A 17133-nucleotide genomic window follows, 5' to 3' on the forward strand; every position below is an offset into this window, starting at 1 on the left:
GACAGCAGCATGGCGGTGGCGATGTCCTCAACCCCGGTGCGCGACGGGCCCGTCCGTGTCCCCCGGCGCGATCACCGGTTGCGCCAGCTGGTGCAGCTTGTCCACCGGCTCGCCGGCCAGCAGGTTGAGCACCAGCTGCGCGATGGCGCGGCCGCTTTCCACGCCGGTGGGCTGCTCCACCGAGGTGACGCGGTAGGGCAGCGGCAGGTCGGCGGGCACGCCGTCGTAGACGATCAGCGACGGCCCGCCCCGGCCCGGCTGCCAGCCGCTTTCCATGAGCGCGCGCAGCGTCCCCACGCCGCTGAGGTTGTTGTCCACCAGCAGCGCCGTGGGCCCTTCGGGCAGCGCCAGCAGGCGGCGCGTGGCCTCATAGGCGCCGTGGCGGTCCAGCGGCACCTCCACCACCAGCGCCGGGTCGGGCTCCAGGCCGGCGGCGCGCATCGCCGCCAGGTAACCCGCGTGGCGCTGCGCGGCGAAGGTCATGCTCACGGGCGCATGGATCAGCGCGATGCGCCGGTGCCCGAAGCCCAGCAGCCGCTCGGTCGCCAGCCGCGCGCCGGCCTCGTTGTCGAAATCGAACCAGGCATAGGGCATGGCGCTGTCCGTGCGCCCGTAGGCCACGAAGGGGAACTTGCGCTGCTGCAGGAAGCGGATGCGCTCGTCCGCCAGCCGCGTGTTGGCCACGATCAGGGCATCGACGCTGCGCGCGCTGGTCAGGCGGCGGTAGCTGTCCAGCTCGGTGGCCGGGCGCGCCGCCGCGATCATCAGCTCCATGCCGGCCTCGGCCAGCCCGTCCGACAGCCCGCCCATCACCTCCACGAAGCGCGGATCGCCCAAGCCGCTGTCGCCGAAGGGATAAATGATGCCCACCGCCTCGGCCCGGCCCGTGGCCAGCCGCCGCGCCGTGGTGTCGGGCTGGTAGCCCGAAGCCCGGGCCGCCTCCAACACGCGTTGGCGCGTCACCGGGCTGACATCCGAATAACCCCCCAGCGCCCGCGACACCGTCGTCTGCGACAGGCCCAGCGACTGGGACAGCACTTTGAGATTCACCTTCAAGGCCATGCCTCCTGCGAGCTTCGGTTCTGGTTCGTGCACCGTGCGTTACACGGCATCTAAAGCGGTTTGGATCGTAGCACGCTGATCTGGAATCCTGCGGCGGCCAAGGGCGGAACACTGAGCACTACGGGTAAATACCATGCTTTATCCAAAGCGCTTTGACTACCCTAGAGATGCATTCAAAGCGCTTTGGGTCAAGGCATTTGAAAGATCGAAGGCCGGTGTCGGGCCGAGCGGCACGTACGGACGAGGAGCTCACATGGACGCAGTACCGGTCATGGGCGAGGGCGACGACAGCCTGCTGGCGCTGGTGGACTTCAAGTGGCTGATGGCCGGCCTGGGCTGGCGCATCGACCTCACGCGCCTGTGCCGCGATGCCGGCTACCTGGGCGACTGTGCCCGCCTCGGACTGTCCAGCGAGTCCTCCCTGTTGCGCCGCTGCAGCGCCGAGCTGCTGCGCCGGCATCCGGCCGCCCAGGCCTGCGGCGCCTGAGCGCCGCGCCCGCCGCCGCGGCGCCCTTGCCGCGGTGCCCACCGATGTTCCTTCACCCCACCGAAAAGGCAGGCCACCGTGCCTGAAGCCCAGATGCGCCGTCAACGACAAGCCAAGATCGTCGCGACCCTCGGTCCGGCCAGTTCTTCCCTCGACACCATCCGCGCGCTGTTCGAGGCCGGCGCGGACGTGTTCCGCCTCAACTTCAGTCACGGCAGCCATGCCGACCACTGCGAGCGCGTGGCGCTCATCCGCCGCGTGGAGCAGGAGACGGGGCGCCCGATCGCGATCCTGCTCGACCTGCAGGGTCCGAAGCTGCGCATCGGCCGCTTCGCTGCCGGCCCCGTCGCGCTGGAGGCCGGGGCCGCGTTCCGCCTGGACCTGGACCCGGCGCCGGGCGACGCGACCCGCGTGAGCCTGCCGCACCCGGAAATCTTCGCCGCGCTGGAGCCCGGCGCCGAGCTGCTGCTCGACGACGGCAAGCTGCGCCTGCGGGTGCAGGACTGCGGCCTGGATCACGCCCACACGCGCGTCGTGACCGGCGGGGCGCTGTCCGAGCGCAAGGGCGTGAACGTGCCCGGCGTGCTGCTGCCGATCTCGGCGCTCACGGCCAAGGACCGCCAGGACCTGGACTTCGGCCTCGGCCTGGACATCGACTGGGTGGCGCTGTCCTTCGTGCAGCGGCCCGAGGACATGCAGGAGCTGCGCGCGCTGGTGCGGGGGCGCGCCGCGATCCTGGCCAAGCTGGAGAAGCCGGCGGCGATCGAGCGCCTGGACGCCATCGTCGAGCAGTCCGACGCGGTGATGGTGGCGCGCGGCGACCTGGGCGTGGAGCTGCCGGCCGAAGCCGTGCCGCGGCTGCAGAAGAGCATCGTGCGCGCCTGCCGGCGCAGCGGCAAACCGGTGATCGTCGCGACTCAGATGCTGGAGTCGATGGTGAACGCCCCGGTGCCCACCCGCGCCGAGGCCTCGGACGTGGCCACCGCCGTCTACGACGGTGCCGACGCGGTGATGCTGTCGGCGGAGTCGGCCTCGGGCCATTACCCGGTGGAGGCGGTGGCGATGATGGACCGCGTCATCCGGGAGGTCGAATCCGACCCGTACTACCGCACCGTCATCGACGCCTCGCACGTGGCGCCGGTGGCCGGCGTGGCCGATGCCATCTGCACCTCGCTGCGGCAGGCGGCCGACCTGATTCCCATCGCCGCGCTGGTCACCTACACGCGCTCCGGCGCCACCAGCCTGCGCGCCGCGCGCGAGCGCCCGGTGGCGCCGGTGCTGGGCATCACGCCGCACCTGCCCATGGCGCGGCGGCTGGCGCTGGCCTGGGGCGTGCACGCCGTGCATGTGGGCGAGGGCATCCACGACGTGGCCGGCATGGTCGAGACCGCCCGCGCCGTGGCGCGCGCGCAGGGCTTCGCCGCGCCGGGCGCCCCCATCGCCATTGCCGCCGGCATGCCCTTCGGCACGGCCGGCACCACCAACCTGCTGCACATCACGGAGGCCTGATCCCATGCATCAACTCGTTCTCCTGCGCCACGGCGAATCGGTCTGGAACCAGGAAAACCGCTTCACCGGCTGGACCGACGTGCCACTCAGCGAGCAGGGCCTGGCCGAGGCGCGCGCAGCCGGCCAGTTGCTCAAGGCACGCGGCTTCGACTTCGACCTGGCCTTCACCTCGGTGCAGAAGCGCGCCATCAAGACGCTGTGGACCGTGCTGGAAGAGATGGACCGCATGTGGGTTCCCGTCCAGCCGAGCTGGCGCCTGAACGAGCGCCACTACGGCGCGCTGCAGGGCCTGAACAAGGCGCAGACCGCGGCGCGGTTCGGCGAAGCACAGGTGCAGCGCTGGCGCCGCGCCTACGACGAGCCGCCGCCGGCGCTGGAGGCCGGCGATCCGCGGCACGAGGCCGGCGACCCGCGCTATCGCGAGCTGGGCGGGGCCGTGCCGCGCACCGAATGCCTCAAGGACACGGTGGAGCGCGTGCTGCCGTACTGGCGCGACACCCTTGCGCCGGCGCTGCGCGGCGGCCGGCGCGTGATCGTCGCCGCGCACGGCAACAGCCTGCGCGCGCTGATCAAGATCCTGGACGGGGTGTCGGACGCGGCCATCGCCGAGCTCAACCTGCCCACCGGGCAGCCGCTGGTCTACGAGCTCGACGCCGGGCTGCGGCCGCTGCGCCACGGCTACCTCGGCGACGCCGCCGCGATCGAGGCCTCCCTGCGCGCGGTGGCGGCCCAGGGCCGGGCCGCCACCTGAGCGTCGCCATGGCGCACATCCCTGGAGACTTGCCGGCCGCCGCGGGAGCGTCCGCGGCGCACCGCATCGTCATCGTCGGCGGCGGCGCCGCCGGGCTGCAACTCGCCACGCTGCTGGGCGACGGGCTCGGCCGCCGGGGCCGGGCCGAGGTCACGCTCATCGACAAGCAGCGTTCGCATGTCTGGAAGCCGCGGCTGCACGAGATCGCGGCCGGCTCCATGGACCCGGGCCTGCACGAGGTGGACTACCTGGCGCAGTCGCACCGCCACCACTTCCGCTACCGCATCGGCGAGCTGACAGGGCTGGACCGGGCGCGGCGCGAGGTCCGGGTCGCGGCCTTCATCGATGGCGAGGGGCGCCAGGTCACGCCGGCACGCCGCTTCGGCTACGACACGCTGGTGCTGGCGCTGGGCAGCCAGAGCAACGACTTCGGCACCCCGGGCGTGAGCGAGCATGCGCTGAAGCTGGAGTCGCCCGCGGACGCGCGGCGCTTCCACCAGCGGCTGGTGAACGCCTGCATCCGTGCCCATGCCCAGCCGCAGCCGCTGCGGCCCGCGCAGCTGCAGGTGGTGATCATCGGCGCCGGCGCCACCGGCGTGGAGCTGGCGGCGGAGCTGCACCGCAGCACGCGCGAGCTGGTGGCGCACGGGCTGGACCGCATCGACCCGGACCGGCACATCCGGCTGCACCTGATCGAGGCCGCGGACCGCGTGCTGCCCGCGCTGGCGCCGCGCCTGTCGCAGGCCGCGCAGGCGCTGCTGGAGCGCCAGGGCGTGCAGGTGCACACCGGGACGCGGGTGGCGCAGGTGCTGCCCGAGGGCGTGCGGCTGGCCGACGGCCGGCCCATCGCCGCCGAGCTGGTGGTGTGGGCCGCGGGCGTGCGGGCGCCCGAGGTGCTGAAGGACCTGGGCGGCCTGGAGAGCACCCGCATCAACCAGCTGCGGGTGCGGCCCACGCTGCAGGCCACGCGCGACGATCATGTCTTTGCCCTGGGCGACTGCGCCGCCTGCCCCTGGCCGGCGGCCGGCCCGGACGCCCTGGTGCCGCCGCGCGCACAGGCGGCGCAGCAGCAGGCGCGGCACATGGCCCGGCAGATGCGGCTCCGGCTGGCCGGGCAGCCCCTGCGCGAGTTCCATTACCGCGACTTCGGCTCGCTGGTCTCGCTGGGACACCACGGCGCGCTGGGCGAGATGCTGGCGGGCGTGTGCGGCGACGGCCTGCGCGTGGAGGGCCGGCTGGCGCTGGCCATGTACCGGTCGCTCTACAAGCGCCACGAGCTGAGCCTGCACGGCTGGGCCAAGGTGGCGCTGGACACGCTGGCGCGCTGGATCGGCGGCCGCACCGGGCCGCGGGTGAAGCTGCATTGAGCGCGGCGCGCTTTGGAGGCCCCCGCGCCCTTGGCGGCTGCGCGGCTTGCTCCTGCTCGGGCGCCGGCTGCGCCAGGGCCGGGCGCCGCATGCGCGCCGTACCCAGCGCCGCCTGAATGATCGGGCTCAGGGTAAGTGCCAAGCCGTCCCAAAGCGCTTTGGCCGAATAATCCAAACCGCTTTAGTTATTCCGCAGGAGACATCGGCATGAAGGTTCTGTATCGCTTCGTGGGCAGCGTGGGAGTCGTGGCGGCGCTGGCGTCGGTGGGCGCGGCCCAGGCGGCGACGGTGACGATTTCCTGCGCCTCGGTCGGCGTGGATTTCGAGAACTGCAAGCGCCACTCGGCGCAGTGGGCGGCCAAGACCGGGCACACGGTGAAGATCTTCACCATGCCGAGCTCCAGCACGGACATCCTGTCGCTGTTCCGGCAGATGTTCGCGGCCAAGTCCAGCGACCTGGACGTGCTCAACATCGACGTGGTCTGGCCCGGCGTCATCAAGGACCACCTGCTCGATCTCAAGCCCTACAGCAAGGGCGCGGAGAAGAGCCACTTCCCGGCCATCGTGGCCAACAACACGGTGGACGGGAAGCTGCTGGCCATGCCCAACATGTCCGACGCCGGCATGCTGTACTACCGCAAGGACCTGCTGCAGAAGTACGGCCTGCAGCCGCCGGCGACGTGGGAAGAGCTGGGCGCCGCCGCCAAGAAGATCCAGGACGGCGAGCGCGCCGCCGGCGCCGCGGACTTCCAGGGCTACGTGTTCCAGGGCAAGGCCTACGAGGGGTTGAGCTGCAACGCGCTGGAGTGGATCAGCAGCTTCGGCGGCCAGATCGTCGATGCCGGCGGCAAGGTCACGGTCAACAGCCCGGCCACCGTGCAGGCCTTCAAGATGGCCGCGTCCTGGCCCGGCACCATCGCGCCCAAGGGCGTGCTGAACTACGCCGAGGAGGACGCGCGCGGCGTGTTCCAGAACGGCAAGGCCGCCTTCATGCGCAACTGGCCCTACGCCTGGTCGCTGGGGCAGGGCGCGGACAGCGCCGTGAAGGGCAAGGTCGGCGTGGCGCCGCTGCCGCGCGGCGGCGGCGAGGGCCAGCATGCCGCCGCGCTGGGCGGCTGGCAGTGGGCGGTGAGCAAGTACTCCAGGAACCCCGAGGTCGCGGCCGACCTGGTGATGTACCTCAGCAGCCGCGAGATCCAGAAGGAGCGCGCCGTGAAGTACTCCTTCAACCCGACCATGCCGGAGCTCTACCAGGACAAGGACGTGCTGGCGGCCAATCCCTTCATGGCCGAGATGTACGAGGTCATGGTCAATGCCGTGCCGCGTCCCTCCACCGTCACCGGCGCCAAGTACCCCGAGGTCAGCCAGGCGCTGTGGAACACCGCGCACGACGTGATGTCGGGCAAGGCCAGCGCCGAGGACGCCGTCAAGCGCCTCGAAGGCCGTCTCAACCAGATCAAGCGCGGCAAGTGGTGAGCTCCCTCCGCAACGCCCCGCAGGAGGCACCTGCCATGCTGCAAAGACTGCGCACCACCTGGGTCATGCCCGCGGCCCGTTCCCGCGGGTCGCGCAAGCCGCTGCTGGCGCAGCGCACGCGCACCGCCTGGCTGTTCCTGGCGCCGATGCTGATCACGCTTGCGGCGGTGGCCCTGTGGCCGCTGGCGCGCACGATCTGGTTCAGCTTCACCGATGCCAACATCAACGACCCCGGCGTGGCGCAGTTCGTCGGCCTGGGCAACTACTTCGGCGAGTTCGGACTGTTCTTCAACCCGAACCACACCGAGGGCTTCTGGGCCAGCGACTGGGGCGTCTCCATCGCCAACACGCTCAAGTTCGCGCTGGCCTCGGTGCTGCTGGAAACCCTGTTCGGCCTGGGCGTGGCGCTGCTGCTGAACCAGGAGTTCAAGGGCCGCGCCCTGGTGCGCGCCGCGGTGCTGGTGCCCTGGGCCATCCCCACCATCGTGTCCGCGAAGATGTGGGGCTGGATGCTGCACGACCAGTTCGGCGTCATCAACCACCTGCTGCTGTCGGCCGGGCTGATCGACCAGCCCATCGCCTGGACCGCCGACCCGGCCTTCGCGATGTGGACCGTGGTGGCGGTGGACGTGTGGAAGACCACGCCCTTCATGGCGCTGCTGATCCTGGCCGCGCTGCAGACGCTGCCCAAGGATTGCTACGAGGCCGCGCGCGTGGACGGCGTGCATCCGCTGCGCGTGTTCTGGCGCGTGACGCTGCCGCTGATCCGCCCGGCGCTGATGGTGGCGGTGGTGTTCCGGCTGCTCGATGCGCTGCGCGTGTTCGACCTGATCTTCGTGCTCACGTCCAACAACGCCAGCACCATCAGCATGTCCGGCTTCGTGCGCCGCGAGATGGTGGACAACGGCTACATGGGCTACGGCTCCGCCGCCTCCACCGTGCTGTTCCTGATGATCGGCCTGGCAACCATCCTCGTCATGCGCCTGGCCCGCTCCCGCCGTCTGGAGGACGCATGAATACCCAACGCTCGACCTTCGGCTCCGCCGTGGTCTACGGGCTGGCCGCCCTGGTCACCATCGTCTCGGTCTATCCCTTCCTGTACGCGGTCTCCACCTCGTTCAAGACCGGCAGCGCGCTGTTCGACCCCAGCCTGTGGCCCGCCAACGCCAGCCTGGAGAACTACGCCTCGCTGCTGTCGGGCGGCGAGCAGCCTTTCCTGCGCCACGTGCTGAACTCCGTCGGCGTGTCGGTGGCGGTGGTGGCGCTGTCGCTGGCGCTGGGCGTCACGGCCGCCTACGCGCTGGGGCGCATTCCTTTCAAGGGGCGCGGGCTGCTGCTGGTGACGATCCTGGCGGTGTCGATGTTCCCGCAGGTGGCGGTGCTGGCCGGCATGTTCGAGCTGATCCGCGCGCTGGGCCTCTACAACCAGGCCGCCGGGCTGGTGCTGCCGTACCTGATCTTCACGCTGCCCTTCACGGTGTGGGTGCTGACCACCTTCATGAAGCAGCTGCCCAAGGAGCTGGAGGAGGCGGCCATCATGGACGGCTGCGGGCCGCTGCGCATCATTCGGCAGGTGTTCCTGCCCCTGCTGTGGCCGGCGCTGGTGTCCACCGGGCTGCTGGCCTTCATCGCGGCCTGGAACGAGTTCCTGTTCGCGCTCACCTTCGTGCTCGACAACAACGAGCGCACCGTGCCGGTGTCGATCTCGCTCATCAGCGGGGCCAGCCTGTACGACATCCCATGGGGAAAGATCATGGCCGCCTCGGTGCTCGTCACCCTGCCCCTGATCGGCCTCGTCCTCGTCTTCCAACGCAAGATCGTCTCCGGCCTGACCGCCGGGGCCGTCAAGGGGTAATTCCATGCACAAGCCCAAGGCATCCAACAACGAATGGTGGCGCGGCGGCGTGATCTACCAGGTCTATCCGCGCAGCTTCGCCGACAGCAACGGCGACGGCATCGGCGACCTGCCGGGCATCACGGCGCGCCTGGAGCACATCGCCCGGCTCGGCGCTGACGCGATCTGGCTGTCGCCCTTCTTCAAGAGCCCGCAGAAGGATTTCGGCTACGACATCAGCGATTACTGCGATGTCGACCCGATGTACGGCACGCTGGACGACTTCAGGGCCCTGGTGCGGCGCGCGCATGAGCTGAATCTGAAAGTGGTGATCGACCAGGTGCTGTCGCACTGCTCGGACCAGCACCCGTGGTTCGCCGAGAGCCGCAGCAGCCGCGACAACCCCAAGGCCGACTGGTTCGTCTGGGCCGACGCCAAGCACGACGGCACGCCGCCCAACAACTGGCTCAGCGTGTTCGGCGGCAGCGCCTGGCAGTGGGACACGCGCCGGCGCCAGTACTACCTGCACAACTTCCTGACCAGCCAGCCGGACCTCAACTTCCACAACCCCGAGGTGCAGGACGCGCTGCTGGAGACGGTGCGCTTCTGGCTGGAGCTGGGCGTGGACGGCTACCGCATGGACGCCATCAACTTCTGCTACCACGACGCCCAGCTGCGCGACAACCCGGGCCGCGGCATGCCGACCGTCGAGGACGCAACGGCACCCTCGATCAACCCCTATTCGTGGCAGATCCACCGCCACGACAAGAGCCAGCCCGAGGCGCTGGGCTTCCTGCGCCGGCTGCGCGATCTGGTGGACCAGTACCACGACACCACAATGGTGGGCGAGATCGGCGACGAGGCCGGGCTGGCCATGGTGGCCGACTACACGCGCGGCAGCGACAAGCTGCACATGGCCTACTGCTTCGACCTGCTGGGCTCGGCGCACGACGCGCCCTACCTGCACGACCTGATCGAGCGTTTCCAGCGCATCGCCGGCGACGGCTGGGCCTGCTGGGCCATCTCCAACCACGACTGCATGCGCGTGGCCACGCGCTGGGGCGGCGGTGAACCGTCGCCGGCCCAGCTGCGCGCCGCCGCGGCGCTGCTGCTGAGCCTGCGCGGCAGCGTGTGCATCTACCAGGGCGAGGAGCTGGGCCTGCCCGAGGCCGACATCGCCTTCGAGGACCTGCAGGACCCCTACGGCATCACGATGTGGCCCGAGTTCAAGGGCCGCGACGGCTGCCGCACGCCCATGCCCTGGTCGGACCAGGGCCCGGACCTGGGCTTCGGCAGCGGCCAGGTGAAACCGTGGCTGCCGCCGGCGGAATCGCACCGCGCCCTGGCCGTGGAGCGGCAGTGGGCGCAGCCGGGCTCGCTGCTGCAGCACTACAGCCGCCTGCTGCACTGGCGCCGCGGCCAGAAGGCGCTGGTCAAGGGCGACATGCACCTGCTGCCGCGCCACGCGCAGGTGCTGGCCCATGTGCGCGAGCACCACGGCCAGCGCGTGCTGTGCGCCTTCAACCTCAGCGGCGCGCCCGCGACGCTGGCGCTGCCGCAAGGGCTGGCGCCCGCCGAGGTCCTGCACGACAGCGGCGCCGACGGCGCGCGCCTGGACAACGGCACCCTTCACTTCGATCCCTGGGGCGTGATGTTCGCCCGCCTGGGCTGAGGCCCGACCGCCACCACCACCGAGGAGACAACCATGACCCGCATCGACTTCCGGCAGGTTCGCAAGCGTTATGCGCCGGGGCTGCCCCTGACCATCAACGACGCCGACATCGAGATCGGCAGCGGCGAGTTCTGCGTCTTCGTCGGGCCCTCGGGCTGCGGCAAGTCCACGCTGCTGCGCATGGTCGCCGGGCTGGAGGACATCTCCTCCGGCGACCTGCTCATCGGCGGCCAGCGCGTCAACGACCTGCCGCCGGCCAAGCGCGGCGTGGCCATGGTGTTCCAGAGCTACGCGCTCTATCCGCACATGACGGTGGCGGAGAACATGGCCTTCGGGCTGCGCACGCTGGGCGCGGACAAGGCGGCCATCGACCGCAAGGTCAAGGCCGCCGCCGAGATCCTGCAGCTCACGCCGCTGCTGGAGCGGCTGCCGCGGGCGCTCTCGGGCGGCCAGCGCCAGCGCGTGGCCATCGGCCGCGCCATCGTCAAGGAGCCCAGGGTGTTCCTGTTCGACGAGCCGCTGTCCAACCTGGACGCGGCGCTGCGCGTGCAGACGCGGCTGGAGATCGCCAAGCTGCACAAGGACCTGGGCTCGGCCAGCATGATCTACGTGACGCACGACCAGGTCGAGGCCATGACGCTGGCCGACAAGATCGTGCTGCTGCACGCCGGGCCGTTGATCGAGCAACGCGGCAGCGTGGCGCAGGTGGGCTCGCCGATGATGCTCTACCACCGCCCGGCCAGCCGCTTCGTGGCCGAGTTCATCGGCTCGCCCAAGATGAACGTACTGCCGGCGCGGCTGGTCCATGCCGAGGCCGGCCATGCGGAGGTGGAGCTTGCCGGCCAGCGCATGCGCGTGGCCGCCGATGCGCGGCACCTGGAGCGCGGCGCCGAGGTGCAGCTCGGGGTGCGGCCCGAGCACGTGGTGGTGGCGGACCAGGGCGAGGGTGCGGCGCTGCCGGTGAGCCTGCTGCACGTGGAGCGCCTGGGCGATGCCTCGCTGCTCTACGTCAACGCCGGCGCGCCGTTGCCCACCATGACGGTGCGCTGCGAAGGCGCCGCCACGCAGGCCCCGGGCCAGCGCATGACGCTGCGGCTGCGGCCCGACCAGCTGCACCTCTTCGATACCCAGGGCCTGGCCTGCCGGCGCACGGTGGAACTGCCGGCATGAAGGAGCCGTGGTTCAAGGACAGCGTGGTCTACCAGGTCTACCCGCGCAGCTTCCGCGACAGCGATGGCGACGGCATCGGCGACCTGCGCGGCATCACGGCCAAGCTGGACTACCTGAAGGCGCTGGGCGTGGACGTGGTGTGGCTGTCGCCCGTCTACCAGTCGCCCAACGACGACAACGGCTACGACATCAGCGACTACCGCGCCATCATGGGCGAGTTCGGCACCATGGCCGACTTCGACGCGCTGCTCGACGCCCTGCACGCGCGCGGGCTGAAATTGGTGATGGACCTGGTGGTCAACCACAGCTCCGACGAGCACCCGTGGTTCGTCGAGGCCTGCAAGAGCAAGGACAGCCCCTACCGCGACTACTACATCTGGCGAGCGCCGCGCGAGGGCGCCGAGCCCAACAACTGGGCCTCGGCCTTCGGCGGCCCGGCCTGGACCTTGCACGAGCCCACGGGCGAGTACTACCTGCACCTGTTCTCGAAGAAGCAGCCCGACCTGAACTGGGAGAACCCCCAGCTGCGCCAGGAGGTGTACGCGCTCATGCGCTTCTGGCTGGACAAGGGCGTGGACGGCTTCCGCATGGACGTCATCAACATGATCTCCAAGGCGCCTGGCCTGCCCGATGCGCCCGTGACAGCGCCGCAGCGGCGCTGGCAGGTGCCTGGGCCGCTGGTGTTCCACGGGCCGCGCCTGGGCGAGTTCCTGTGCGAGATGAAGCACGAGGTGCTTTCCCGCTACGACCTGATCACGGTCGGCGAGGCGCCCTGCGCGACGCCCGAGCACGGCATCCAGCTCACGCACGAGGAGGACGGCTTCCTCAACATGCTGTTCCAGTTCGAGCATGTGGACCTGGACACCGACCCGGCGCTGGGCCTGGGCAAGTGGGGGCTGAAAGGCCTGGACCTGCTCGACCTCAAGGCCACGATGTCGCGCTGGCAACGGGAGCTGCACGGCCGCGGCTGGAACAGCCTCTACCTCTCCAACCACGACCAGCCGCGCCCGGTGTCGCGCTTCGGCGACGATGGCCGCTGGCGCGTGGAGTCGGCCAAGATGCTCGGCACCTTCCTGCACCTGCTGCAGGGCACGCCCTACATCTACCAGGGCGAGGAGCTGGGCATGACCAACGTGCGCTTCGACTCCATCGCCGAGTACCGCGACATCGAGACGCTGAACCTGTGGCGCGAGGCGGTGCACGAGCGGGGGATGGACCCGGCGCAGGTGATGGCCGCCATCCACGCCAAGAGCCGCGACAACGCGCGCACGCCCATGCAATGGGACGACGGCCCCAACGCCGGCTTCAGCAGCGGCACGCCCTGGATCGGCGTGAATCCCAACTACCGCGAGATCAATGCGCAGCGCGCGCTGGCCGACCCGGGCTCGGTGTTCCACCACTACCGGCGCCTGATCGAGCTGCGCCGCACGCTGCCGGTGGTGGTGCACGGCCGCTACGAGCTGTTGTTGCCTGAACACCCGGAGATCTATGCCTACACCCGCACGCTGGGCGCGGAGCGGCTGCTGGTGATCTGCAATTTCGGCAGCGGCACGCCGCGCTGCGAGTTGCCCGAAGACTTCAGCTTCGACAGGCCGGAGCTGCTGATCGCCAACTACCCGGTCGATGAAGGCAGCGACATCCGCTCATTCACCCTGCGTCCCTACGAGGCGCGGGCCTACCGGCTGTGACGGGGGGCGCCATGGAACAAGCCCGTTTGCTGGCCGACATCGGCGGCACCAATGCCCGCTTCGCCTGGCAGGCGCAGGCGGGTGCTCCGATCGTGGACGTCGCCACGCTGCCCTGCGCGGCATACGCGGGCCTGGAGGACGCGCTGCGGGAGATCCTGCGGCGGCTGGGCCGGCCCGCGCCGAAGCGTTGCGCCATCGCCATTGCCAATCCGGTGCTGGGCGACCAGGTGCGCATGACCAACCACCACTGGACTTTCTCCATCTCGGCGCTGCAGGCACGCTTCGGCTTTGAGCAGTTGAAAGTGCTCAACGACTTCACGGCCCTGGCGCTGGCCCTGCCGGATCTGCAGCCTGATGAGCTGCGGCAGCTGGGCGGCGATGCGGCCCAGCCGGATGCGCCCATCGCGCTGATCGGGCCGGGCACGGGGCTGGGCGTGTCGGGGCTGTTGCCCGACGGCCGTGGCGGCCACGTCGCGTTGGCGGGCGAGGGCGGCCATGTCACCTTGGCGGTGTGCGCTTCGCGCGAACAACAGGTGCTGGCGCAACTGGCAAGGCGCCACGGCCACGTGTCGGCGGAGCGTGCCGTCTGCGGCCAGGGCCTGGTGGATCTGCACGCGGCGCTGGGGACGATCGACGCTCCCGGCGATGTCGCACCGGCACTGACCGCGGCCGACATCACCGCCGCGGCGCTGGCGTACAGCGACGCGCGCTGCGTGGAGGCGCTGAACCTGTTCTGTGCCTTCCTCGGCACGGTGGCCGGCAACCTGGCGCTGACGCTGGGCGCGCGCGGCGGCGTCTACCTGGGCGGCGGCATCCCGCCGCGGCTGGGCCGCTTCCTCGACGCCTCGCCGTTTCGCGAACGCTTCGAGGCCAAGGGCCGCTTCAGGGCTTACCTGGCCGCAGTCCCGGTGTTCGTGATCCAGGCGTGCCAGTCGCCCGCGCTGCGCGGCGCGGCGCGCGCGCTGGACGGGGCGTGACGCAGCGCCGTCTCGCGCAGGTCGGCGGCATAGGAGGGCTGGGTGGGCTCGTAGTGGTCCGCCAGCGCCAGCAGGCGCTGCCGGGCCTCGTCGAACGCCAATCGGCTCAAGTGCCGGCTCAGGCGCGTGAACAGGGTCGAGAACAGCATGACGGCTCCGCGTGGGCAGTGAAGATGGGTCAGCAATATAGGGTAAACCCTAATATCTGTTGTCCGATCCGCGCCACGGCGTTGCCTGCTTGCACTTCATCCGCCTTTTTGCCTCGCCTTGGCATGGATGGGCGACGTGAGGCTGCCGCTCCCATGGGGGGCTTGATTCGTGATCTGACCTAGCGACAACCCTCATTCCAAAGCGCTTTGGTTTAACTAAAGTGCGATGACAAAAGCGCTTTGAAGTACGGCAGGCAGCGGGATTGAGTTCTCTGTCCCTAGGCCTGACTTGCTTGATTCTTTATCAAAAGCGCTTTGAAAAAGAGTAACCGACGCGCAGCCTCAAGGACGCGCTTCGCGGCCGACCGCTTCACCGATTCAGACCAGGAGACATCCGCCATGCCGTACCGCCCTGTTCGTCCCGTCCTGCTCGCCCTGGTGAGCTTTTGGAGTGCGGGGGCGGCCTACAGCCAGTCGCCGTCTCCGGTGGCTTTCAAGGGCGATGCCAACGTCGAGGTCGACACCACGCACCAGAACAACGACGTGGGTGCCACGCAGGGCGGGCGGGTCGAGCTGAACCTGATGGGCAAGACCACGCTGGGCGACGCTTTCGTGGCCGGCAAGGCCACGTTCCTGGCCAAGAAGGACGGCGGCACGGCCACGGACGACATGTGGGTGCAGGCGGGCACCGAGCGCGCCGACCTGAAGCTGGGCCGCTTCGAGGCCGCGGACCTGTTCCCGCAGGGGCGCGACACGGTGCTCAACCGGGCCGGCAGCGGCCTGTACCGCGCCAACTTCATCCGCGGCCGCTTCGGCGGCGCGTCCGGCAACGTGGTGCACCTGGCCGGCAACGTGAAGCTGGCCGAGGGCGTGAACCTGGAGCTGGGCCTGGCCGAGACCCGGGTGGCCTCGAACCTGGCGGCCGGGCAGGCGGAAGGGCTGCGCCCGGTGCTGAGCTACGCCGGCAACGGGCTGGTGGTGAGGGCCGGGCTGGAGATCGGCCGCCTCAGCGACGGCGGTGCCGGCTCCGGCACGGCCCGCTTCGCGGACCTGCGCGGCCTGGGCCTGACGGCGAGCAAGGCGATCGGCCCGGGCATCCTCAACCTGAACTTGGCGGCCGGCAAGGCCGAGGGGCTGTGGAAGAGCTCGGTGATCGCCGCGAACTACACCGTCCCGCGCGGCCCCTGGGTGCACCTGGAGCATGGCCGCATCGACCCGGAAGCGCCGGGCCGGCGCACCGAGAAGCTCAGCACCGTCGGCGTGGGCTGGCAGTTCTCGCTGTTCGGCATCAAGGACGCCTACGTCACGCCGGCCCTGTCCTGGTCGCACTCTTCGGCCGACGCCTTCTCGGCCGGGCTGGGCGGCTCGGGCAAGGCCACGGAAAAGGCGATCCGGGTACGCTTCAACTACACCTTCGCGGCGTTCTGAGCCGGCGCGGCGGCGATGCGGTGCCCACGCGCGGGCTCAGAAATGGCGTTCGGTCGCGCGCCAGGTGCGCAGGTCGCTGGTGACGCCCTCGACGCCGGGCACGGCGGCGGCGAGCTGCATGGCTCGCAGCACGTCGTTGGGCGCATCGACCCAGCCGCGCAGGCTCACCTTGCCGTCCACCACCACGGCCTGCACGGCGGCATGCCGCAATTTCGCCTCGCGCAGGGCCTGCTCGACCTGCTGGGCGAGCTGCCCGTCGGCCGGCGTCGTGGCCTGCGCGACACCGGTGAACGCGAGCGCCGCGAGGGCAAGACTTGCCAGAGAGGCCAGGGGAGTCGGACGTTGCTTCTTCATGGCTGCTCCTGAGTTCCGGGTGAGCGACGAGGCTCCTGGATCGGCTGGATGCCGCTTCGTGTCGGCGGCACGCCAAGGGTGGCACAGCGCCATGGCCCCACGGCAAGCGAGGCAATGGCATCGAGCGCCGCGCCGCCATGGCGGCACCGATGAACCCGGCCAGCAAGGCGCTGGCCCGATCTGACCCAGAGGAACATGAAATGGACTACCGCCCCGCATCCACGCGCTACGACGCCATGCCCTGCCGCCGCTGCGGCCACAGCGGCCTGAAGCTGCCCGCGGTCTCGCTGGGCCTGTGGCACAACTTCGGCGAGGTCGATCGCTTCGACAACGCGCGTGCCCTGGTGCGGCATGCCTTCGACCTGGGCATCACGCATTTCGATCTGGCCAACAACTATGGCCCGCCGCCGGGCTCGGCCGAGCGCACGATGGGCGAGATCCTGCGCCGCGACCTGGCGGCGCACCGCGACGAATTGATCATCTCGACCAAGGCCGGCTACCGGATGGGCCCGGGACCCCATGGCGACGGCGGCTCGCGCAAGTACCTGCTGTCCAGCCTGGACCAGAGCCTGCGCCGCCTCGGGCTGGAGTACGTGGACATCTTCTACCACCACCGTCCCGACCCCGAGACGCCGCTGGCCGAGACCATGGGCGCGCTCGACCACGCCGTGCGCAGCGGGCGCGCGCTGTACGTGGGGCTGTCGAACTACCCGCCGGCGCTGCTGCGCGAGGCGGCGGCGCTGCTGCGCGGGCTGGGCACGCCCTGCGTGATCCACCAGCCGCGCTACAGCCTGTTCGACCGCCGCATCGAGCAGGGCTTGCTGGACGCGCTGGCGCAGGAGGGCGTCGGCTGCATCGCCTACTCGCCGCTGGCGCAGGGGCTGCTGAGCAACCGCTACCTCGACGGCGCGATCCCCGCCGACTCCCGCGCCGCCCGGGGCGCTTTTCTCACACCGCAGGACGTGACGGCGCAGCGGCTGGCGGTGGTGCGGCAGCTCGACGAGCTGGCGCGCTCGCGCGGCCAGACGCTGGCGCAGCTGGCCCTGGCCTGGGTGCTGCGCCATGCCGGCATGAGCTCGGTGCTCATCGGCGCCAGCCGCGTGGCCCAGATCGACGACGCGGTGGGCGCGCTGCGGGGGCTGGCGTTCAACGCCGATGAGCTGGCAACCATCGAGCGGATGCTGGGCGGCCTGGAGCCGGTCTGAGCGC

At 70.4% G+C, this 17133-nt stretch carries 16 protein-coding genes; 13 read left to right on the forward strand and 3 right to left on the reverse strand.

Going from position 1 to position 17133, the window contains the following annotated elements:
* Positions 1 to 27: 27 nt before the first annotated feature.
* Positions 28 to 1056 carry a substrate-binding domain-containing protein gene (locus HHL10_RS24085; RefSeq protein WP_205833193.1) on the reverse strand — a complete coding sequence of 343 codons (1029 nt, stop codon included), beginning with the start codon at positions 1054 to 1056 and terminating at the stop codon, positions 28 to 30.
* 259 nt (positions 1057 to 1315) lie between these two features.
* Between HHL10_RS24085 and HHL10_RS24090 the strand changes: the two genes are divergently transcribed.
* The 11 genes from HHL10_RS24090 (at position 1316) to HHL10_RS24140 (ending at position 13993) form a co-directional block, all read left to right on the forward strand.
* Positions 1316 to 1549, forward strand: a complete 234-nt coding sequence (locus HHL10_RS24090) for a hypothetical protein (RefSeq protein ID WP_169162955.1) — start codon at positions 1316 to 1318, stop codon at positions 1547 to 1549.
* A gap of 93 nt (positions 1550 to 1642) precedes the next feature.
* A complete protein-coding gene (pyk, locus tag HHL10_RS24095; RefSeq protein WP_169162956.1) occupies positions 1643 to 3058 on the forward strand; it encodes a pyruvate kinase in 1416 nt (471 codons plus the stop codon).
* Between the two features lie 4 nt (positions 3059 to 3062).
* A complete protein-coding gene (gene gpmA / locus HHL10_RS24100) occupies positions 3063 to 3809 on the forward strand; it encodes a 2,3-diphosphoglycerate-dependent phosphoglycerate mutase (RefSeq protein WP_169162957.1) in 747 nt (248 codons plus the stop codon).
* 8 nt (positions 3810 to 3817) lie between these two features.
* Positions 3818 to 5176: an NAD(P)/FAD-dependent oxidoreductase gene (locus tag HHL10_RS24105; RefSeq protein ID WP_169162958.1), complete on the forward strand. Its 1359-nt coding sequence runs from the start codon at positions 3818 to 3820 to the stop codon at positions 5174 to 5176.
* 207 nt (positions 5177 to 5383) lie between these two features.
* On the forward strand, positions 5384 to 6652 hold the full coding sequence (locus tag HHL10_RS24110; protein ID WP_169162959.1) for an ABC transporter substrate-binding protein: 1269 nt from the start codon (positions 5384 to 5386) through the stop codon (positions 6650 to 6652).
* A gap of 35 nt (positions 6653 to 6687) precedes the next feature.
* On the forward strand, positions 6688 to 7668 hold the full coding sequence (locus HHL10_RS24115; RefSeq protein ID WP_235971768.1) for a carbohydrate ABC transporter permease: 981 nt from the start codon (positions 6688 to 6690) through the stop codon (positions 7666 to 7668).
* Complete coding sequence (locus tag HHL10_RS24120; RefSeq protein WP_169162960.1) at positions 7665 to 8507, forward strand: carbohydrate ABC transporter permease; 843 nt, start codon at positions 7665 to 7667, stop codon at positions 8505 to 8507. Before HHL10_RS24115 ends, HHL10_RS24120 begins: the two co-directional genes overlap by 4 nt.
* A gap of 4 nt (positions 8508 to 8511) precedes the next feature.
* The gene (locus HHL10_RS24125) at positions 8512 to 10158 is read left to right on the forward strand and encodes an alpha-glucosidase family protein (protein WP_169162961.1); all 1647 of its coding nucleotides are present in this window, start codon (positions 8512 to 8514) and stop codon (positions 10156 to 10158) included.
* A gap of 33 nt (positions 10159 to 10191) precedes the next feature.
* Positions 10192 to 11328: an ABC transporter ATP-binding protein gene (locus HHL10_RS24130; RefSeq protein WP_169162962.1), complete on the forward strand. Its 1137-nt coding sequence runs from the start codon at positions 10192 to 10194 to the stop codon at positions 11326 to 11328.
* Positions 11325 to 13016, forward strand: a complete 1692-nt coding sequence (locus HHL10_RS24135; RefSeq protein ID WP_169162963.1) for a glycoside hydrolase family 13 protein — start codon at positions 11325 to 11327, stop codon at positions 13014 to 13016. Before HHL10_RS24130 ends, HHL10_RS24135 begins: the two co-directional genes overlap by 4 nt.
* 11 nt (positions 13017 to 13027) lie before the next feature.
* On the forward strand, positions 13028 to 13993 hold the full coding sequence (locus HHL10_RS24140; protein ID WP_169162964.1) for a glucokinase: 966 nt from the start codon (positions 13028 to 13030) through the stop codon (positions 13991 to 13993).
* On the opposite strand, the gene HHL10_RS24145 is transcribed toward HHL10_RS24140, so the two are convergent.
* Positions 13906 to 14142, reverse strand: a complete 237-nt coding sequence (locus HHL10_RS24145) for a hypothetical protein (RefSeq protein ID WP_169162965.1) — start codon at positions 14140 to 14142, stop codon at positions 13906 to 13908. The two genes, HHL10_RS24140 and HHL10_RS24145, sit on opposite strands and share 88 nt — an antisense overlap.
* Positions 14143 to 14541: 399 nt before the next feature.
* On the opposite strand from HHL10_RS24145, the gene HHL10_RS24150 reads away from it, so the two are divergent.
* Entirely contained in the window at positions 14542 to 15570 is a 1029-nt protein-coding gene (locus HHL10_RS24150) for a carbohydrate porin (protein WP_169162966.1), read from the forward strand.
* Between the two features lie 36 nt (positions 15571 to 15606).
* Here the strand turns inward: HHL10_RS24150 and HHL10_RS24155 are convergent, their stop codons facing one another.
* The gene (locus tag HHL10_RS24155) at positions 15607 to 15924 is read right to left on the reverse strand and encodes a BON domain-containing protein (protein ID WP_169162967.1); all 318 of its coding nucleotides are present in this window, start codon (positions 15922 to 15924) and stop codon (positions 15607 to 15609) included.
* A 200-nt stretch (positions 15925 to 16124) separates the two neighbouring features.
* Here HHL10_RS24155 and HHL10_RS24160 point away from each other — a divergent pair, with 200 nt between their 5' ends.
* A complete protein-coding gene (locus HHL10_RS24160; protein WP_169162968.1) occupies positions 16125 to 17129 on the forward strand; it encodes an aldo/keto reductase in 1005 nt (334 codons plus the stop codon).
* The last annotated feature ends 4 nt before the right edge of the window (positions 17130 to 17133 follow it).

Source organism: Azohydromonas caseinilytica (assembly GCF_012927045.1).
GTDB lineage: Bacteria > Pseudomonadota > Gammaproteobacteria > Burkholderiales > Burkholderiaceae_C > Azohydromonas > Azohydromonas caseinilytica.

Bases quoted from the DNA above. Each gene is read 5' to 3' on its own strand.
- HHL10_RS24125 (WP_169162961.1), top strand. From the start codon at position 8,512: ATGCACAAGCCCAAGGCATCCAACAACGAATGGTGGCGCGGCGGCGTG.
- HHL10_RS24130 (WP_169162962.1), top strand. From the start codon at position 10,192: ATGACCCGCATCGACTTCCGGCAGGTTCGCAAGCGTTATGCGCCGGGG.
- HHL10_RS24120 (WP_169162960.1), top strand. From the start codon at position 7,665: ATGAATACCCAACGCTCGACCTTCGGCTCCGCCGTGGTCTACGGGCTG.
- HHL10_RS24140 (WP_169162964.1), top strand. From the start codon at position 13,028: ATGGAACAAGCCCGTTTGCTGGCCGACATCGGCGGCACCAATGCCCGC.
- gpmA (WP_169162957.1), top strand. From the start codon at position 3,063: ATGCATCAACTCGTTCTCCTGCGCCACGGCGAATCGGTCTGGAACCAG.
- HHL10_RS24155 (WP_169162967.1), bottom strand. From the start codon at position 15,924: ATGAAGAAGCAACGTCCGACTCCCCTGGCCTCTCTGGCAAGTCTTGCC.
- HHL10_RS24090 (WP_169162955.1), top strand. From the start codon at position 1,316: ATGGACGCAGTACCGGTCATGGGCGAGGGCGACGACAGCCTGCTGGCG.
- HHL10_RS24160 (WP_169162968.1), top strand. From the start codon at position 16,125: ATGGACTACCGCCCCGCATCCACGCGCTACGACGCCATGCCCTGCCGC.
- HHL10_RS24105 (WP_169162958.1), top strand. From the start codon at position 3,818: ATGGCGCACATCCCTGGAGACTTGCCGGCCGCCGCGGGAGCGTCCGCG.
- HHL10_RS24110 (WP_169162959.1), top strand. From the start codon at position 5,384: ATGAAGGTTCTGTATCGCTTCGTGGGCAGCGTGGGAGTCGTGGCGGCG.
- HHL10_RS24145 (WP_169162965.1), bottom strand. From the start codon at position 14,142: ATGCTGTTCTCGACCCTGTTCACGCGCCTGAGCCGGCACTTGAGCCGA.
- HHL10_RS24150 (WP_169162966.1), top strand. From the start codon at position 14,542: ATGCCGTACCGCCCTGTTCGTCCCGTCCTGCTCGCCCTGGTGAGCTTT.
- HHL10_RS24135 (WP_169162963.1), top strand. From the start codon at position 11,325: ATGAAGGAGCCGTGGTTCAAGGACAGCGTGGTCTACCAGGTCTACCCG.
- pyk (WP_169162956.1), top strand. From the start codon at position 1,643: ATGCGCCGTCAACGACAAGCCAAGATCGTCGCGACCCTCGGTCCGGCC.
- HHL10_RS24115 (WP_235971768.1), top strand. From the start codon at position 6,688: ATGCTGCAAAGACTGCGCACCACCTGGGTCATGCCCGCGGCCCGTTCC.